13 protein-coding genes are annotated in these 15832 nt (G+C 60.3%); 5 read left to right on the top strand and 8 right to left on the bottom strand.

The window, feature by feature from the left end; genetic code table 11:
- Positions 1-46 precede the first annotated feature (46 nt).
- Both NKI05_RS16305 and NKI05_RS16300 read right to left on the bottom strand, forming a co-directional pair.
- Entirely contained in the window at positions 47-1015 is a 969-nt protein-coding gene (locus tag NKI05_RS16305) for a manganese catalase family protein (RefSeq protein ID WP_023681124.1), read from the bottom strand.
- Positions 1016-1382: 367 nt separating this feature from the next.
- Positions 1383-4535 (bottom strand): GAF domain-containing hybrid sensor histidine kinase/response regulator, encoded by a 3153-nt coding sequence (locus tag NKI05_RS16300; RefSeq protein WP_023815898.1) that lies wholly within the window; start codon positions 4533-4535, stop codon positions 1383-1385.
- Positions 4536-4758: 223 nt separating this feature from the next.
- On the opposite strand from NKI05_RS16300, the gene NKI05_RS16295 reads away from it, so the two are divergent.
- The 4 genes from NKI05_RS16295 (at position 4759) to NKI05_RS16280 (ending at position 7381) form a co-directional block, all read left to right on the top strand.
- Positions 4759-5013: a hypothetical protein gene (locus NKI05_RS16295; protein ID WP_023696347.1), complete on the top strand. Its 255-nt coding sequence runs from the start codon at positions 4759-4761 to the stop codon at positions 5011-5013.
- A 13-nt stretch (positions 5014-5026) separates the two neighbouring features.
- Positions 5027-6196, top strand: coding sequence for an alpha/beta fold hydrolase (locus NKI05_RS16290; protein WP_245261362.1), 1170 nt, complete (start codon positions 5027-5029; stop codon positions 6194-6196).
- A gap of 19 nt (positions 6197-6215) precedes the next feature.
- Complete coding sequence (locus tag NKI05_RS16285) at positions 6216-6746, top strand: DUF1003 domain-containing protein (protein ID WP_023681128.1); 531 nt, start codon at positions 6216-6218, stop codon at positions 6744-6746.
- 242 nt (positions 6747-6988) lie between these two features.
- Positions 6989-7381 carry a response regulator gene (locus NKI05_RS16280; protein ID WP_023714651.1) on the top strand — a complete coding sequence of 131 codons (393 nt, stop codon included), beginning with the start codon at positions 6989-6991 and terminating at the stop codon, positions 7379-7381.
- Between the two features lie 185 nt (positions 7382-7566).
- On the opposite strand, the gene NKI05_RS16275 is transcribed toward NKI05_RS16280, so the two are convergent.
- The 3 genes from NKI05_RS16275 to NKI05_RS16265 form a co-directional block, all read right to left on the bottom strand.
- Positions 7567-7743: a hypothetical protein gene (locus NKI05_RS16275; protein WP_023687819.1), complete on the bottom strand. Its 177-nt coding sequence runs from the start codon at positions 7741-7743 to the stop codon at positions 7567-7569.
- 191 nt (positions 7744-7934) lie between these two features.
- Positions 7935-8171 (bottom strand): DUF6894 family protein, encoded by a 237-nt coding sequence (locus NKI05_RS16270; RefSeq protein WP_023668023.1) that lies wholly within the window; start codon positions 8169-8171, stop codon positions 7935-7937.
- A 19-nt stretch (positions 8172-8190) separates the two neighbouring features.
- Positions 8191-9126, bottom strand: a complete 936-nt coding sequence (locus tag NKI05_RS16265) for a Crp/Fnr family transcriptional regulator (protein WP_245260109.1) — start codon at positions 9124-9126, stop codon at positions 8191-8193.
- 212 nt (positions 9127-9338) lie between these two features.
- Here NKI05_RS16265 and NKI05_RS16260 point away from each other — a divergent pair, with 212 nt between their 5' ends.
- Positions 9339-12668 carry a DEAD/DEAH box helicase gene (locus NKI05_RS16260; protein ID WP_023815897.1) on the top strand — a complete coding sequence of 1110 codons (3330 nt, stop codon included), beginning with the start codon at positions 9339-9341 and terminating at the stop codon, positions 12666-12668.
- 73 nt (positions 12669-12741) lie between these two features.
- On the opposite strand, the gene cyoD is transcribed toward NKI05_RS16260, so the two are convergent.
- From cyoD to cyoB, 3 genes are read right to left on the bottom strand one after another with little or no spacing between them, the layout of a single operon-like run.
- Complete coding sequence (gene cyoD / locus NKI05_RS16255; RefSeq protein ID WP_023668026.1) at positions 12742-13152, bottom strand: cytochrome o ubiquinol oxidase subunit IV; 411 nt, start codon at positions 13150-13152, stop codon at positions 12742-12744.
- Positions 13149-13835: a cytochrome (ubi)quinol oxidase subunit III gene (locus NKI05_RS16250; protein ID WP_023815896.1), complete on the bottom strand. Its 687-nt coding sequence runs from the start codon at positions 13833-13835 to the stop codon at positions 13149-13151. Before NKI05_RS16250 ends, cyoD begins: the two co-directional genes overlap by 4 nt.
- Complete coding sequence (gene cyoB, locus NKI05_RS16245; RefSeq protein WP_032894457.1) at positions 13832-15832, bottom strand: cytochrome o ubiquinol oxidase subunit I; 2001 nt, start codon at positions 15830-15832, stop codon at positions 13832-13834. The genes NKI05_RS16250 and cyoB overlap by 4 nt, the downstream gene beginning before the upstream one ends.

The raw sequence follows: 15832 nt of genomic DNA, 5'->3' as shown, positions 1-15832 counted from the left end.
GGCCGCATCGCGGAACATAGATGCCCGCAATGATGTCGGCTCTGTACTAACGCCTACGTGCGCGTTTGACGGCAGCCTCTGCCACGGCCGGGGCCTCCTGAATGCTTGCCGCGCCGCCGAAATCGGCGTTCTTGGTACGGCCAGCTCCCGGGCCCGCTCCTAGATCAGCGCCTGTTGTCGGATCGGAAGCCGGATCGGAAAGCGTACGGTCGGCCATCCTGGCCACCACCTTCATGTCTTTGGCCCCCAGCTTGACAGTTGCCAGGCCGTCTCCGCCGTCGACGGGCATCACCTCTTCAAGGTCATCGATCCGATCCCACTCTTCGCCGGAATTCCATGGGCCAGCGACATCGCCGTCGCCTTGAGAGGTGTTGACATACATGCTGGCGTACTTCTCTACGCCTGGGAGCTTGCCGGAAGGGAAATTGTTTTCGATCGCGTAGAGTGCTTTCTCAAACGACTTCTGGTGCGCGATCTCGCGGGTCATCAGGAAGCCGAGCGCGTCCTTGATTCCCGGGTCGTCGGTGATGTTGATGAGGCGTTCGTAAACGATCTTGGCGCGGGCTTCGGCGGCGATATTCGACCGCAAATCCACCGTAGGTTCACCGCGCGAGTCGACATAGGCCGCGGTCCAGGGAACGCCGGCTGAGTCGCACAGCGCGGGAGCGCCGCCGAACAGAATTGATTCCTTGGCTGTTGTGCCGCTGGCGCCGATCATCAGGTAAAGGTCGGCTTCCTTCATTTGGCCCTCGGCCAGCTGTGCCTTGAGCCCCTTGTTGAGCATGGTGACGATTGATCCCACCACTTCGAGATGGCTGAGTTCTTCGGTCGCAATATCGAGCAACATGTCGCGACGGCCAAGATCGTCCTCGCCAAGCCCTTGCGTGAAATAGCGCATGGCCGCTGCAAGCTCGCCATCGGCGCCGCCGAACTGTTCCATGATCATGCAGGCCAGGCGAGGATTCGGCTCCGAGACGCGAACGGTGTATTGCAGGCGCTTGTTGTGCATGAACATGGACATCTCTCCGGTTAGATCATCCGAACATCCCGGCAAGTTGATTGTTCCATCCGGCCATCGGCCAGCGAGCATTTTTACGGTAACTTCAGTGTTGAGCATCGCAGGGAGCCAGAGGCGGCATTTATTTCTCCGACCGGTGACCGGCGGCAACGAGATTTCGATCGTGCTGCGCCATCACAGCAATGAGCAAGGCCGCGGATGGGCAAGAGGTAGACAAAATCTGGAGGGATACTGGCTCGGAAAAGTGAAGCCGGGCCATATTAATACGATGTCGGTGTCGACACCTTCGGCCCGTTTCGCCGCACACCTTACGCGGCAAACGCCGGGTTTGGTCACACGGCGAGCGTCGCGGGCTGTTGCCCGTTCACTTTCGATCCAGCACCTTCCGGACTTTCTCTGCCAATTCGTCGATCGTGTAGGGCTTGGTCAAAAGTTCGGTTCCGAAATCGAGCGTGCCGTTGTGGACAATCGCATTTCGTGTGTAGCCGGTGGTGTAGAGCACTTTTAGCGACGGGTGCATTGTCTTGACCTGATCCACCAGCTCCCGGCCCGACATCTCCGGCATCACCACGTCGGTGAACAGAAGCGACGGCACTTGCCCGCTTTCGACGGCCACCAGCGCTTCGCGTGGACCTTGCATTTCCAGCACGGAGTAGCCCAATTCCCGCAGCGCTTCCGCGGCCATCAGCCGGACGCGATCTTCATCCTCGACAACCATGATGATCTCGTCTGCACAGCCGGGGTGCTCGCCTGCCACGACGTCGATTTGGCTGTCGAGCACGCCATGGTGCGAGCGCGGCAAATATATTTTCAAGGTGGTTCCGATGCCCTGCTCGGAATAGATCTTCACACTGCCGCCGGACTGGCGAACAAACCCATAGACTTGGCTGAGTCCCAGCCCGGTGCCTTTGCCGACCCCCTTGGTGGTGAAGAACGGATCGAAGGCTCTTGCGACAACATCAGCAGTCATGCCCGTTCCTGTATCGGTGACCGCTATCATCACATACTGGCCGGAGGGGATCGCGTTCTCCCTGGCATAGCGATCGTCGACGTGGGCGTTTGATGTCTCGATCGTCAGCTTGCCGCCAGCAGGCATGGCATCCCTTGCGTTGACGCAGAGGTTGAGCAGCGCGCTTTCCAATTGCCCTGCGTCGGCCTCGACATGCCATAGGCCCGCAGCGAGCACGGTCTCGATCTGGATGGTCTCGCCAAGCGTCCGGTTCAGCAATTCGCTCATGCCGGAGACGAGGCGATTTGGATTCAGCCGCTTCGGCGCCAGTGGTTGCTGGCGGGAAAAGGCGAGCAGTCGCCTGGTAAGTTCTGCGGCACGTTGTGCTCCATCGATCGCGCCGGTTACGAATTGGTGGACGTTGGTATCGCCGTTTCTGAGCTTGCGCTGCACAAGGTTCAGGCCGCCGATGATGACGGCCAGCATATTGTTGAAGTCGTGCGCGATGCCACCGGTGAGCTGTCCGACAGCTTCCATCTTCTGGGCTTGGCGCAGGTGCTCTTCTGCTCTGGCGCGTTCCGCAACTTCATCTTTGACACGTTGTTCGAGCGTGCCGTTGAGTGTCTGCAGCGCCTTGAACAGCCGGGAGTTGTCGATGGCTGTCGCGGCATGGCCGGCAAGCCCCAGCAAGGCCGCTTCTTGCTGTTCGGCGAACACGCCGGTCTCTGAATGACCAAGGAAGAGGCCGCCCAGGACCTCGCCCGAACGCGAGACGACCGGCACGGCGAGATAGGAACGCACCGGCAGATGGCCCTCCGGCATTCCCTTGCGGGGCCAGTTCTTTCCGTAACGCGGATCGGTGAGGATATCGTCGGAACGCACCACGTTTGTGCCGCGGAAAGTGGGCTCGAACACCGCGGTGTTGCGCGGCATCGGAAAGTTTTCGAAAGCAGAACGAGGTGCCCCCGAAAGGGCGTAGAGCACATAGCTGTCGCCCTTGTCGTCGATCACATTGTAGAAGAAAGCTCCAAATTGTGCGCCCGACAGCACCACGCCGGCGTCGGTTACCGTCTGGACAATTCGCTCCACGTCAAGCTCGGCCGCCACGGCTGCCGCAGTGGCGTTCATCAACTGAAGCTGATGCTCCACCCGCTTTCGCGCGGTGACATCAACCACGGTGCCGATGAAGCGGATCGCACGGCCGGACTGGAAAAGCGCTTCCCCCGTTGCGGCAATCCAGCGCTCCTTGCCATCCCGAAGGCCGATCGTCCGGTATTCGATGTCGTAGCGGGAGGGGGTGCCCGGCGCGAGCGACTGGCGTACGGCCTCGTCGGCCCGTGCGCGATCTTCCGGGTGGAGGCCCGCCAGGAAGGCGCTTTCATATGTCACCTCCGCGTCCGGCGGCAAACCAAAAAGGGCTTTGCACCGGTCGTCCCAACGCAGCACTCCGCTGATGGGATCGTAATCCCAGGTGCCAATAGCGGCCGCGTCGGTGGCAAGCCTCAGCCTCTCCTCGCTGGCCCGTGCCGCCTGTTCCGAGCGAACGCGCTCGATGTGAGCCCAGGACCGCTCCGTCACCTCGGTCAGCAAGGACAGTTCGCGTTGCGACCAGACGCGGCGCTGCTTGTCGTGGATGGCCATCAGGGCAGTCAGTCGGCCTTGTTTGACCAAAGGCATACAGATGGTTGCCGTTATCCCGATATCCTGAAAGGTCTTCGCTTCCTCGGGAGCAATTTCCTCAAGGTTGTTGTTGATGATAAGCGGCTTGTTGGCGCTGAGGTTGGTGACAGCCAGGCGACCGAAATCGGCAAGACTGTAATATCCCCTGATGCTGGGCGAGCCAGGTGCGCTCCAATCGCCGCGGATGGTGAAATGGTCTTGGTCCTGCTCCATGTCGGCGTAGGCGCAAATCGAGACGCCAAGATGTTCGCCGAGGAGCCGAGTGGTGATCTGCATGACAGCATCGGCGTCGGCCGCGAGGGCTATCTCCCTGCCGAGGCGGTCGAGAAAAGCAAGGCGTTCGGCGTTCTCACGCAGGGCCAGTTCGGCGCGAAGGCGTTCTATCGCCGTACGCGTCCGGTCCGCGACTGCCGAAATGAGGGCTACTTCCTCCGTCGCCCAGCGTCTGGGCGCGGAGTGGTTCAGGTATAACAGCGCCACCAGCCCGCCATGCTCGGTAACGGGCATGTTGATGACGGATTGGGCGCTGATGGCTTTGAGTGCCTCCGCATGGCTGCTGGTTCGCGGATCTGTCTCGGCGTTTTCAAAGACAACGGTTTCGCCTCGCTTCAAATCCTCGATATACGAGCCGTAGTTCCTGAAATTCAGCGTCCCAGCCAGGCTTTTGATGCCTGGCGCGTTCCAGTCCCTGTCGATGGTGATCGTTTCTTTCTCTAGATCGATCGTGCCGTATCCGGCTCGGCTGATGCCAAAATGGTTCCCCAGCAGTTCCGCGGCTGCGTAGGCCAGTTCTGCGGGATCCGTAATCTCGCGGATACGGTCGCCCAACGCTGCCAAAAGCTCGAAGCGCTGCAGTTCAGATCGCGGATTGCTTGAAGTGGCCCCCATTTCGCCCCCGTTTTGCCCGGACTTAAATGCAGTCTGCGGCCAAGAGTTCCCCGCAGGACGGCAGTTTGTTTGGCGGGCCGGTCAGCCGAACACGCCGCACCGCGGTCATAGGTTAATGACAGCTTGGCGCGCTGTGGCGGATAAAGGGGAAACCAGCGGGCACTTGACGAGCTCCCGCTGGCTGGGTGCCCGAACCGCACTTCACTCGTTTGGAGACGTTTTGATGCTTGACCGACCCATTCTTACGAATACGGACGCTCTCTATCCAGACGACCTGAAAACGCTTCGGTCGGTTTTCGACGCGCTGTGTGAGGAATTTGAGATTTCGTCGGACACTACCGCGGCAGAATCCATCGCGAGAGAGCTGGTCAGACTTTTCCAGACCGGGATGACGGAAGCGGCCATGCTGATGATTGCCGTGCGCGCACGTTGGCAGGGTGATTGGAAACTGGGAGGCAGCAGCGCTGCCCAGGCTTAACGGTCCCAACTCCATGGGCCTACTTTCCAAGACGCTTGAGCCGGTTGTACAGCGTGTCTTGTCTGGCGGAACAAGCTTTCGCCCCGAGAGTTGGGTTCGGCAGATGGTTTCCAACAGGCACGGCATGGCGTTCGACAGAGATGGACCGAAACTCGCGACCGGGTTGCTCGCGGCCTCATTGGCGGCGCTGGCGGCATACAACGCCATCCGCGCCAAACGTGCGATTGCCGGCCGGGCATGCGGACGTGTGATGGAGATCGATGGTCTGCGCCTGCATTTTATCGAAGCCGGAACCGGCATGCCGCTGCTTCTCCTGCATGGCAATGGATCCATGGCGGAGGATTTCAAGTCGAGCGGCATCTTCGATGAGGCGGCAAAGACCTATCGGGTGCTTGCATTTGATCGTCCCGGTTTTGGGCGAAGCTCACGGCCGCGCGGCCGGCGTTGGTCCGCTCGCGACCAAGCCGACCTTATACATGCCGCCGCCTGCGGGCTGGGTATAGAGAAATACCTCGTGCTTGGACATTCCTGGGGAGCTTGGATCGCCCTCGAATTGGCGCGCAGGCATTCTCCATCGGTCGCCGGCATCGTGCTGGTCTCGGGTTACTACTATCCGCCACCGCGGCTGGATCTTGCACTGGCCGCACTCCCTGCACTGCCTGTGATCGGCACCGCGTTTCGTCACACCTTGCTGCCGCCGCTTGTAAGGCTTGCTTGGCATTGGGCAATGGAGAAGATCTTTAAACCCGCCGTCGTCGCCGGCGAGTTCGCCGCACTTGCCAAAGATGTCGCCAGCCGCCCTTCCCAACTGCGGGCGGTTTCTCTGGAGACAGCATCGATGCTGGCCGCGTCCCTGTTGGGAAAAGCCAACTATAGGGACATTGCCGTGCCCACCGGCATCATGGCGGGATCCGGGGATCGTTTGTTCGACGCGCAACGCGATGCACGACGCTTGCACGCGGAAGTCGGTGGGTCTCTCCTCGAGGTGGTTCCGGGCGCCGGCCATATGGTTCATCAGAGCGCCCCGCAAGCAGTGGTCGGCATGGTGCACACTATTGCAGGGCGGCACGCCTTGTTCCAAGCGGGCCGTCGGCAGCGACCCAAGTCGCGTGCCGACGAGTTCAAGGTAGATCCGGCCTCGCGGGAGCCACCGGCGATAAGCGACGCCGCTTGCACGGAATGATCTCCAACGGGGCTTTCAAATGAGCGACCAACGTCCAGCCGACATGCAGTCGGTGCTCCACCAGAACATACAGGCGCTGGTCGAGCACAGGCGGCAGCAAGAAGAGCACCAAGGCGTTCAAGCGTGGGTCGCCGGCGCTGTTTCGCGCTTCGCGGGAAGCATGACTTTCGTCTATCTGCACCTTGCAATTCTTGTCGTCTGGGTCCTCGCGAACCTTGGCGCGATACCAGCCGTCCCAGCCTGGGACCCGACTTTCGTGATCCTGGCCATGGTCGCCTCGGTTGAGGCAATCTTCCTGTCTACTTTCGTGCTGATCAATCAGAACAGAATGGCCGCACACAGCGAGCGGCGAGCCGAACTGGATTTGCAGATCAGCCTTCTGAACGAACATGAAACCACGCGGCTGATCGAGATGGTGGCTGCCTTGACGGCGCGTCTGAATATCTCGACCCCGGCCGACAAAGAGCTGCCGGAACTCGCCGAGAATGTGGATCCCCAAAAGGTGATGACGCAGATCCAGCAAGCTTCTGGAGATCAGGAGAACGCTTGATCAAAGCGACCTCGCCGGCAACGGTTAAGCGTCGGCTACAACATGTAATTCAGCCTCATTGTCCAAGGCTGTCGAAGCAGCTAAGCCGGCGTCGGCGTTCTCCAGGGCGGCTTCCCGACGTCACAAGTCCGCCGCGCAATCGAGGCAGCGTAGAGCTTCGATACCAACAGGCTGCTGCGCGTCAGATGGAACCAAGTTGACGCCGAACTCGTATTAGCGGTGGCGGCTTGGGGAGATTCCGGATGAGCGAAGGTGCTGTTCTGATCGTCGAAGATGAGACAATGATCCTGCTCGACCTCGAGTCAGCTTTGGAGGAGGCCGGCTTCCAGGTCGTCGGCACTCGGAGTGCCGCCGAGGCGCTGGCGGCTTTCGACCCCGATCCGACCAAGTTCAAGGCCGTGCTCACGGACATCCGTCTGGGAGCAGGACAGTCGGGGTGGGAGGTCGCTCGGCACTTGCGAAGGTCCAACTCGACCATCCCGGTTGTCTATATCAGTGGCGACAGCGCGGTACACTGGGGAGCGGAAGGTGTGCCCAACAGCATAATGATCACCAAGCCCTTTTTTCTGCCGCAGATCGTAACTGCCGTTTCTCAACTTTTAAACGCGCAGCAAGGTGCAGAAACTCACCTCTAGGAATCGGACCGCGGCTCCACGAAACCACCGAACATTCTTTCTTCGGCCAATCGGCGCCGTCCGGCGTAAAGCGTTCGCGTCTGCTTGGGTCAAATGTCGGCGGCCTCAACCAGATGTCGACCTCAGCTCCTTTCCCTCGCCACCGGCTCGCATCCACTCGGAAGCCCTCCCGAAAGCAGGGGCGCTCATTGGTTGAGCTTTCGGTCGAGTTCATCAAGCAATGACCGATGCTCGCTGGGCATGTCCGCATCTGTCGGCAGATCCAGCAACTGGCGAAGCTGGCGACGATTGGCGTCCGATGAAATCCACTCCCGTATGAGGCGGGCTATGACCTTTTGTTGTGCCTTGCCGATTTCTTCCATGTTAGATTCCGGGCTTGTCCGTTGGACGAACTCGGCGGCTCTTTGATGGTTCCCTGTCCTGTACACAAATCGAGGCACAATCTATGGGTTAATGCATGTCGCTCAAAAGTGGCCTGGTTTTGAGACACGACATGCCAGTGGATGTTTGCAGTCCCAGTCCGCTCGCCTAACGCTGCGCGTAGAGTGCAAATTTATACGTTCGATTTTACCCGAAGCGAGAGGCTCAGCCGCAAAATCTTGGCGCCGTTTTCATCACGCACTTCGATAAACAATTGCTGCCCGTCGACGCTCTTCAGTGACTCTCTCGTGAGGTCGACAAGGCCCTCGAATCCCGCGCGGCGGACCTCTTCGAGGCCAGCGCATTCGACACCTATTTCGTCCTCGAAGATGAGATCGCCATCGCCGCTGTCGAAGAAAAATCGTGCCATCGGAGAGCTTCCGTCACTGCTAATCTGCGGGGTTCCTTTGGTGCAGGTAGGTCGTGTCGAAATCTCCTGCGTGAGTGAGGCCAGCCCAGTCCAGTGCGTGAACTTTTGATCCCGAGGTGGCAATGAGGCCTCTGCGTCGTAGTTCCTGGAGCATCCGGTTGACGTGGACCGTGGACAAACCCAGCGCATCGCCAAGGGCCGCCTGTGTAATGGGGATATCCGCCACGTGATCCTCAATGCGCCCCATGGAGCGCAAGCGAAAAATCAGTTCGCACAGGATGTGAGCCATGCGGGTGTATGCCTCGCGTCTTCCCACATTGATGACCCACTCCCTATAAATCGCGGCATCTATCAACGTCGACCGCCAAAAAGCGGTGGCGATGCGAGGGTGCTGGTCGCAAACGGCACGCAGGGTGTCATGCCGCATGAAACCTATTCGCGCCGGCGTAAGGGTCGAGAAGTTACAATCCATGACCGACAGATGCAGCCCATGCAGATCAGGAATGTCGCCGGCGACGAAGAATGATGTGATTTGTCGCTTTCCTTCGCCCGTATGTTTGGTGGAACCGACCAAGCCATCAAGAACGACAAACGAGTAAACAGGACGGTCGCCCTCACGCACCAGATCGTGGTTGGCCAAATATTCCTTCTCCTGGATCGGAATGCCTTTCAGAACGCCGATGTCGGCCTCTCGAAGATCCGAGATGGTCTGAAGCTTGCGAATGAGTACATCCGAGGATGAGGTGGGGAACAAATTGACTACCTGGCTGATGTTGGTGATCGAACTATTATCCGCGCCAAAAGTTCCGACTGGCATGGGGACATATGCGCGGCGGCAGAAGGCGCCGCCGTGCGGCATGGTCCCATGCCTGGAGCGTTTTGCCAGCGTCGAGCGTGGTTGAAGATCCCGGAATGATCGAAGCACCAGTTTTTTAGGACAGCCATAGGTGAGCAAGGCAGCAATGCATTAACCTATGACATAGGCTCGGTTAGAAATTTTCCCGCTGGGCACCCAGCCCCAGGAGTTCGCCGATCACGGCGCAGCTTTGACCCTGTCGCTCCGCCCATTCAAGGGCTGCACCCGCAGCCCGTCCTGGAACTCTTTGATGCGCCGCCAGGAACGGGGTGGCTCCGCTGACGTTGTCTCAGTGGCAAGGTGAGATTTCAGTGAACAGGCATATTTCGCGGACGGATGTCGAACAAATCGATCACACGGATGACAGCGGGTTTGCGATAGAGCACGGCGGACCGCCATCCTCAGCAATCGCGGTAGCGCTGGCCCGTGGCCTGGAGACCAGTCGGGACAAGCACATCATCCATATAGCTCCCTCGGAACGCAGTGCCGAGGAGATCGCCGGCGCCTTGCGTCAGTTCCTGCCTGACGCGGATATAATCTTGCTGCCGTCCTGGGATTGCCTGCCTTACGACAGGGTGTGGCCCACACGCGCCAATATGGGGCGAAGGCTTCGTGCGTTGCGTGAGATCGCAACGAAGCCGGATCGCCCGCGCATCGCTGTAATGTCGCTCGAAGCCATTCTGCAGCGGGTGCCGCCTGCTCCGGTCATCGCTGGCGGTTTCACAATTCTGGAGGTGGGACAAAAGCTCGACCGTGACGATTTCAGAACCAGGTCCGAAGCCATTGGCTATGTCGTCGACGAGAGGGTCGACGAACCGGGTGAGATAGCCTTTCGGGGCGATCCCATCGATATTTTTCCTGCTGGCGCGGATGGCCCCGTTCGCGTCATCGTTGATCCCGATGCCTGCATCCGGCAGCTCAAGACCTACGACCCGCTCAGTCAGCTCAGCGATCAGGTTCGAGACTCGATTACGGTCGGACCGGCATCCGAGCTGATCTTTAAAGCTGGTGAGCATCCTGAGTTGACAGCGATGCGCACGACGTCGATGGAGGAGCGCCTGGTCGCATCGTATGGCGCTATGCCATCCGTCTTCGATGCGGCATCCAGCGCTTCGATCTCCTTCCTTGAAGGGACCGACGGGCAGCCGCTCGGCAGAATTCTGGATCTGGTCGAGGATGCACGTCGTGCCAGGCAGGAGGCAGCCGGAACGAAAAAACCTTTGCCGGGACGATTTTACCTATCCCGTGAAGAGTGGGACGCTGCTCTGCTTAACCGCTGCTGCGTGAGACTAGCCGTTTCTGCCGTGGGAGTTCCCAAATTCTTCCGCCAGGCCCGACCCGGGCATGATTTCGCGGAATTCATCAGAGGGCAGACGAGTGCCGGAGTCAGAGTAGTGTTCACCGGCGATGCCTCTGAACTGCAGCGAGCAGATCGCCTGCTCGATAGGAGACTAGGCCGGCGGGCAGAGGAAGCGGCCGACTTGCCGCAAATCCTTTCGGCCGCGAGGGGCTCTGTTCTCAAGGCTGAATTCGTCCTCGACGAAGGGTTTGTCGACGCGCAATCCAATATCGCCGTGGTGGCCGCATCCGACCTGTTTGGGCCCGCGTTAAAGGCGAGCGGGAGCGCGACCACGGGCATACTCGAACCCGAGTTGCGCATTGGCGATGTCGTCGTCCATGAAGACCATGGCCTGGGCGTGCTCGCCGCGGTCGAACAGGTCGAGTTGGCTGGCCAGCAACAGGATGTCGTCAGACTGGAATATCATGGCGGGGCTTCCTTGCTGGTTCCGGTCGACGACTTTGGACGAATATGGCGCTACGGCTCGGAACCGGAGGCAGTGTCGCTTGATCGCCTCAAAGGCGAGGGCTGGCCGAAGCGACGCGAAGCTGCGTTGCGCGAGATCGACAGGCTGGCCAAACGCCTCTTGAGTCTTGCCAAAATCAGGTCCAGCCAGCCTGCCGAGATCATAAAGCCCTCCCGCACGGACTTGGCCCGTTTTGCGGCGAGATTTCCCTATACGGAGACGCCCGACCAAGCGGCCGCCATCCGCGCTGTGCTCGATGATCTTTCGTCGGGAAGAACAATGAACCGGCTCGTCTGCGGCGATGTCGGCTTCGGCAAGACAGAGGTCGCCCTGCGTGCTTGCGCCGCCGCGGCTTTCTGCGGGAAACAGGTTGCTATCATAGCGCCGACAACGGTGTTGGCACGACAGCACTATGAGACGTTCAGCCGCCGCTTCGCAGGAACCGGCCTGCAGGTCGCCCACCTTTCTAGGATGGTCGGGGCAGCGGAGGCGAGAGCGGCAAAAGAGGGTCTGCGGAGCGGCCAGGTTGCGGTCGTTGTGGGTACTCAGGCCCTGGCGTCCAGGAGCGTCACCTTCGCCAATCTTGGACTGCTGGTGATCGACGAGGAGCACCGGTTCGGGGTCAAGTTGAAGCGGGCCCTGCGGACCATGACGCCTCGCCTCCATACGCTGAGCATGAGCGCCACACCGATACCCCGGACGCTGCAATCGGCGTTGTCGGGCATCCAGGACGTCAGCGTTCTAAACTCTCCGCCCGCCAAACGACGTCCCGTTCGCACGATCTTGGCAGCGTTCGATCCAGCATCGGTGCGCGCGGCCCACCTGCGTGAATTTCACCGGGGTGGACAGAGCTTCTTCGTGGTCCCGCGAATCGAGGATATTGCCCCGGCCTGTGACCAACTGAACAGACTGGTGCCGGAACTCCGGGTCAAGACGGCGCATGGTGAAATGAAGGGGAGACAGCTGGACGAAGTCATGGTCGGATTCGCCGGCGGTGATGGCGACATTTTGTTGAGCACCGACATCATCGAGAGCGGCCTCGATGTGCCGCGGGCCAACACCATCATCGTTTGGCGCCCCGACAGGTTCGGTCTGGCGCAGTTGCACCAGTTGCGGGGCCGGGTCGGAAGGGGGGCGGTGCAGGCCGTTGCGTTTCTTCTGACCCAGCCTGGCGTTGAACTAGCCGACGGCACCAGGGCCCGGCTTTCGACGATGCTTGCGCTCGATCGGCTCGGCTCCGGCCTGGCAATCAGTCAAAGAGACCTCGACCTGCGTGGGGCCGGAGATCTTTTCGGCGAAGACCAGGCCGGGCATATGAAGCTGATCGGAGTGGGCTTGTACGAGCACTTGCTGGAGCGGGCGGTCTCGGCGGCTGGCGGAGGGGCCAACTTCAGCAAGCAACTTGCCGAGATCAATGGCTCGGGAAAGGGGGCTTTTCCCGAGAGCTATGTCGACGAGCCTACGGTGCGCGTTGGCCTCTATGCGCGGCTCTCCCGCATCCGTTCGGAGCCGGACCTCGATACATTCAGCGAAGAGCTCGAGGACCGCTTTGGAGACATGCCTGGCGAAGTAGCCCTTTTGCTGGAATTTACCAGGTTGCGAATAGCAGCGTCGGAATTGGGCGTCGGCAAAGTCGATGTGGGTCCCGAGGCCATCGCGATCACCCCTCGGAACAAGCCGTCGGCGTCCCAATGGCGGAACGGCAAGGCGTTGGGCCTGGACTACCGGAACGGCCGCCTGATTTTCAGGCCGATCCAGCCCAGCGTCTCAGGCATCGATGCGGTTCGCTTAGCGCTTGATGCCCTACGCGCAGCCCAGCCAAAGCACGAGATCTGACGAGCCTTTTGTCTCCTGGGGCCATCGGTGCGAATGGTGCACTGTGGGCGGCCGTGCGTTCGCAGGGCAGCGTTCAAGGCATGGTTCCGGCTTGATGGGGTGTCATGGCAGCCATGTTTTCATTCAGGTGGGCCATGATCCAGATAGAGCCCAGAACCACCAGCGCGACGATCAGCACGCCGAAGGCCAGCGCCAGGATGTTGTTGGTGTTGTCCGGCCCGGTGGTCAGGTGCAGAAAGAAGACAAGATGCACGCCCATCTGCGCAACAGCGAGCACCACCAGGGCCGAGATGACCGCGGGCTGGTAAATCAGATCGGTTCGCGCCGCCAGGAATGATGCGATCGTGAGCAGGATGGCCAGCCCGAAGCCGAGCACATAGCCCGAGAGGCCCCCAGCCGTTTCGTGCTCGCTTATGTGTTCCTCGCCCGGCGCTGAATCGCGGCGGTCCTGCAACTCGCCGGTCTTGCTCTCGAACTCGGTCATGACGATGCTCCCAGCAGATAGACCAGGGTGAAGATGGCAACCCAGATGATGTCGAGGGCGTGCCAGAAGAGCCCGAAGCAGTGGAGCCGCCGCAAGATGTCGGGCCGAAAGCCCTTGACCCACAGCTGCGCCATCATCGTTCCCAGCCAGAGCAGGCCGAGACCGACGTGGGCACCGTGGCAGCCAACGAGCGCAAAGAAGGCAGAAAGAAATGCGCTGCGCGAGGGGCCTGCCTGCTCGCCGATCATTGCCGCGAACTCCTGTAGTTCCAGGAACAGGAACGCTGCCCCGAGCAACCCCGTGACGAGAAGCCAGAACTGCGTGGCAGCCATTGATCTGCGACGGGTGGCGAGTGTTGCCACGCCGCCGGTGAAGCTCGAAGTGAGCAGAAGGCCCGTCTGGACCGCAACCCGTGTCGGTTCGAACAGATCCTTGCCTGTCGGTCCGCCGGCGGTTGCCTTGGCGAGCACGGCGTAGGCGGCGAAAAATGCCGAGAACATGATGATGTCGGACAGGAGAAAGATCCAGAAGCCGTAGGTCACCGTGACGAACTTTGAGGCCGGGCCGCCTTCTCCGTGGCCCGTCGCAGAGCGCACCGCATGCCGACCGGTGTGATTAAGCCGATACGGGTCCTGTGCCTGGGTGCCGGCGCTGATGTCGCCGGAGAATGCGTGATCGCTCATGCCGGGCGCTCCCACCCGCGCAGCCGGGCAAACTGGGCTGCCTTGTGGTCATGGTCGATGCGGGCGACCTCGTCGACAGGGATCTCGTAGTCTCCATGATCGCGCCAGGCGAATACGACGAAGGTTGCGTAGGCGCCGATGAAGCCGACGATCGCCAGCCACCATATATGCCAGATCAGCGCGAAGCCGATCAGTGTGCTGAAGAAGGCGGTGACGAAGCCAGTCGGGCTGTTGCGAGGCATCTCGATCGGCTCATATGCCTTTTCCTCGTCCGAGCTCTGTCCGATCCCTCGTTGCTTGATGCTCCAGTAGGGCTCTTCGTCTTCCACGTGAGGCAGCCGTGCATAATTGAAGACAGGAGGAGGAGAAGATGTCGACCACTCCAGCGAACGCCCGTCCCACGGGTCGCCGGTTTCGTCGCGAAACTTGTCGCGATGCCGGATCGAAACGAAAAGCTGTGTGATCTGCAGCGCCGCGCCGGCGATCATCACCACCACGCCGAAAGCGGCCACCACCAGCCACGGTGCCCAAAGGTCCATATCGATATGTTGCAGGCGCCGCGTCATGCCGAGCAGACCGACAATATAGAGCGGTACGAAGACCAGCATGTAGCCGGCCAAGGTGACCCAAAATGCCGCCTTTCCCCAGCCTTCGTGCAAACGGAAGCCGAACGCCTTGGGGAACCAGTAGGTGAAGCCGGCGAATGCTCCAAACAACACGCCCGAGATGATGACGTTATGGAAATGCGCGACGAGGAAAAGGGAATTGTGTAGCACGAAGTCGACCGGCGGGACGGCAAGCAGGACGCCAGTCATGCCGCCGACGGTGAAGGTGGTCACGAAAGCCAGTGCCCAAAGCATCGGCGTGTCGAAACGAACGCGCCCGCCATACATGGTGAAGAGCCAGTTGTAGATTTTCACACCGGTTCCCACGGCAATGACCGACGTGGCGATGCCGAAGGCGGCATTAACGTCCGCTCCGGCACCCATGGTGAAGAAGTGATGCAGCCAGACCATGAACGAGACGATGCAGATGAACATCGTGGCCGCGACCATCGAACGGTATCCGAACAGCGGCTTCGATGAAAAAGTCGAGAAAATCTCGGAAAAGATTCCGAAGGCGGGAAGCACCAGGATGTATACTTCGGGATGGCCCCACGCCCAGATCAGGTTGACGAACATCATCTGATTTCCACCAGCTTCGTTGGTGAAGAAGTGGAAGCCGAGATACCGGTCCAGCGTCAGCATTGCGAGCGTGGCGGTAAGGATCGGGAAGGCTGCGACAATGAGCAGGTTGGACGCGAGCGAGGTCCAACAGAACATCGGCATTCGCAGATAGCCCATTCCCGGCGCCCGCATCTTGAGGATGGTCGTCACCAGGTTGACGCCGGTGAGCAGCGTGCCGACGCCGGAGATCTGGATCGCCCACAGATAATAATCGACACCGACGCCCGGCGAGTAGGCGGTTTCCGACAAAGGGGCATAGGGCAGCCAGCCGGTGCGCGCGAACTCGCCGATCACAAGCGAGATGTTGACCAGCAGGGCTCCGGAAGCCGTCAGCCAGAAGCTGACGGAATTGAGCGTCGGAAAAGCGACATCGCGTACGCCAAGCTGCAGCGGCACGACGAAATTCATCAGGCCGATCATGAACGGCATCGCGGCGAAGAAGATCATGATCGTGCCGTGCGCGGAAAAGATCTGGTCGTAATGCTCCGGCGGGAGGTAACCCGGCCCGTGAATCGCCAGCACCTGTTGTGTGCGCATCATGATAGCATCGATAAAACCACGAAGAAGCATGAGCATCGCCAGCACAATGTACATCACGCCGATGCGCTTGTGGTCGACCGAGCTTATCCACTCGCTCCGCAGATATGGCCAGTAGCCCTTCACCGTTATCCAGCCAAGCACGGCGGCTGCTGCCAGAAAGACGCCAAGGGCTGCGCCGAGGGGGATAGGTTGATCGAAAGGAACGGCCGACCAGTCGAGCTTGCCCAGCAT

Origin of the sequence: Mesorhizobium sp. M0771 (genome assembly GCF_040320155.1) — a bacterium.
GTDB lineage: Bacteria > Pseudomonadota > Alphaproteobacteria > Rhizobiales > Rhizobiaceae > Mesorhizobium.
The sequence above is the reverse complement of the archived record's forward strand: the minus strand, read 5'-3'. Positions and strand labels throughout refer to the sequence as shown.

Excerpts from the sequence above, each read along its gene's own strand:
- NKI05_RS16305 (WP_023681124.1), bottom strand. The coding sequence starts at position 1,015 with ATGTTCATGCACAACAAGCGCCTGCAATACACCGTTCGCGTCTCGGAG.
- NKI05_RS16300 (WP_023815898.1), bottom strand. The coding sequence starts at position 4,535 with ATGGGGGCCACTTCAAGCAATCCGCGATCTGAACTGCAGCGCTTCGAG.
- NKI05_RS16295 (WP_023696347.1), top strand. The coding sequence starts at position 4,759 with ATGCTTGACCGACCCATTCTTACGAATACGGACGCTCTCTATCCAGAC.
- NKI05_RS16290 (WP_245261362.1), top strand. The coding sequence starts at position 5,027 with ATGGGCCTACTTTCCAAGACGCTTGAGCCGGTTGTACAGCGTGTCTTG.
- NKI05_RS16285 (WP_023681128.1), top strand. The coding sequence starts at position 6,216 with ATGAGCGACCAACGTCCAGCCGACATGCAGTCGGTGCTCCACCAGAAC.
- NKI05_RS16280 (WP_023714651.1), top strand. The coding sequence starts at position 6,989 with ATGAGCGAAGGTGCTGTTCTGATCGTCGAAGATGAGACAATGATCCTG.
- NKI05_RS16275 (WP_023687819.1), bottom strand. The coding sequence starts at position 7,743 with ATGGAAGAAATCGGCAAGGCACAACAAAAGGTCATAGCCCGCCTCATA.
- NKI05_RS16270 (WP_023668023.1), bottom strand. The coding sequence starts at position 8,171 with ATGGCACGATTTTTCTTCGACAGCGGCGATGGCGATCTCATCTTCGAG.
- cyoD (WP_023668026.1), bottom strand. The coding sequence starts at position 13,152 with ATGACCGAGTTCGAGAGCAAGACCGGCGAGTTGCAGGACCGCCGCGAT.
- NKI05_RS16250 (WP_023815896.1), bottom strand. The coding sequence starts at position 13,835 with ATGAGCGATCACGCATTCTCCGGCGACATCAGCGCCGGCACCCAGGCA.
- cyoB (WP_032894457.1), bottom strand. The coding sequence starts at position 15,832 with ATGCTGGGCAAGCTCGACTGGTCGGCCGTTCCTTTCGATCAACCTATC.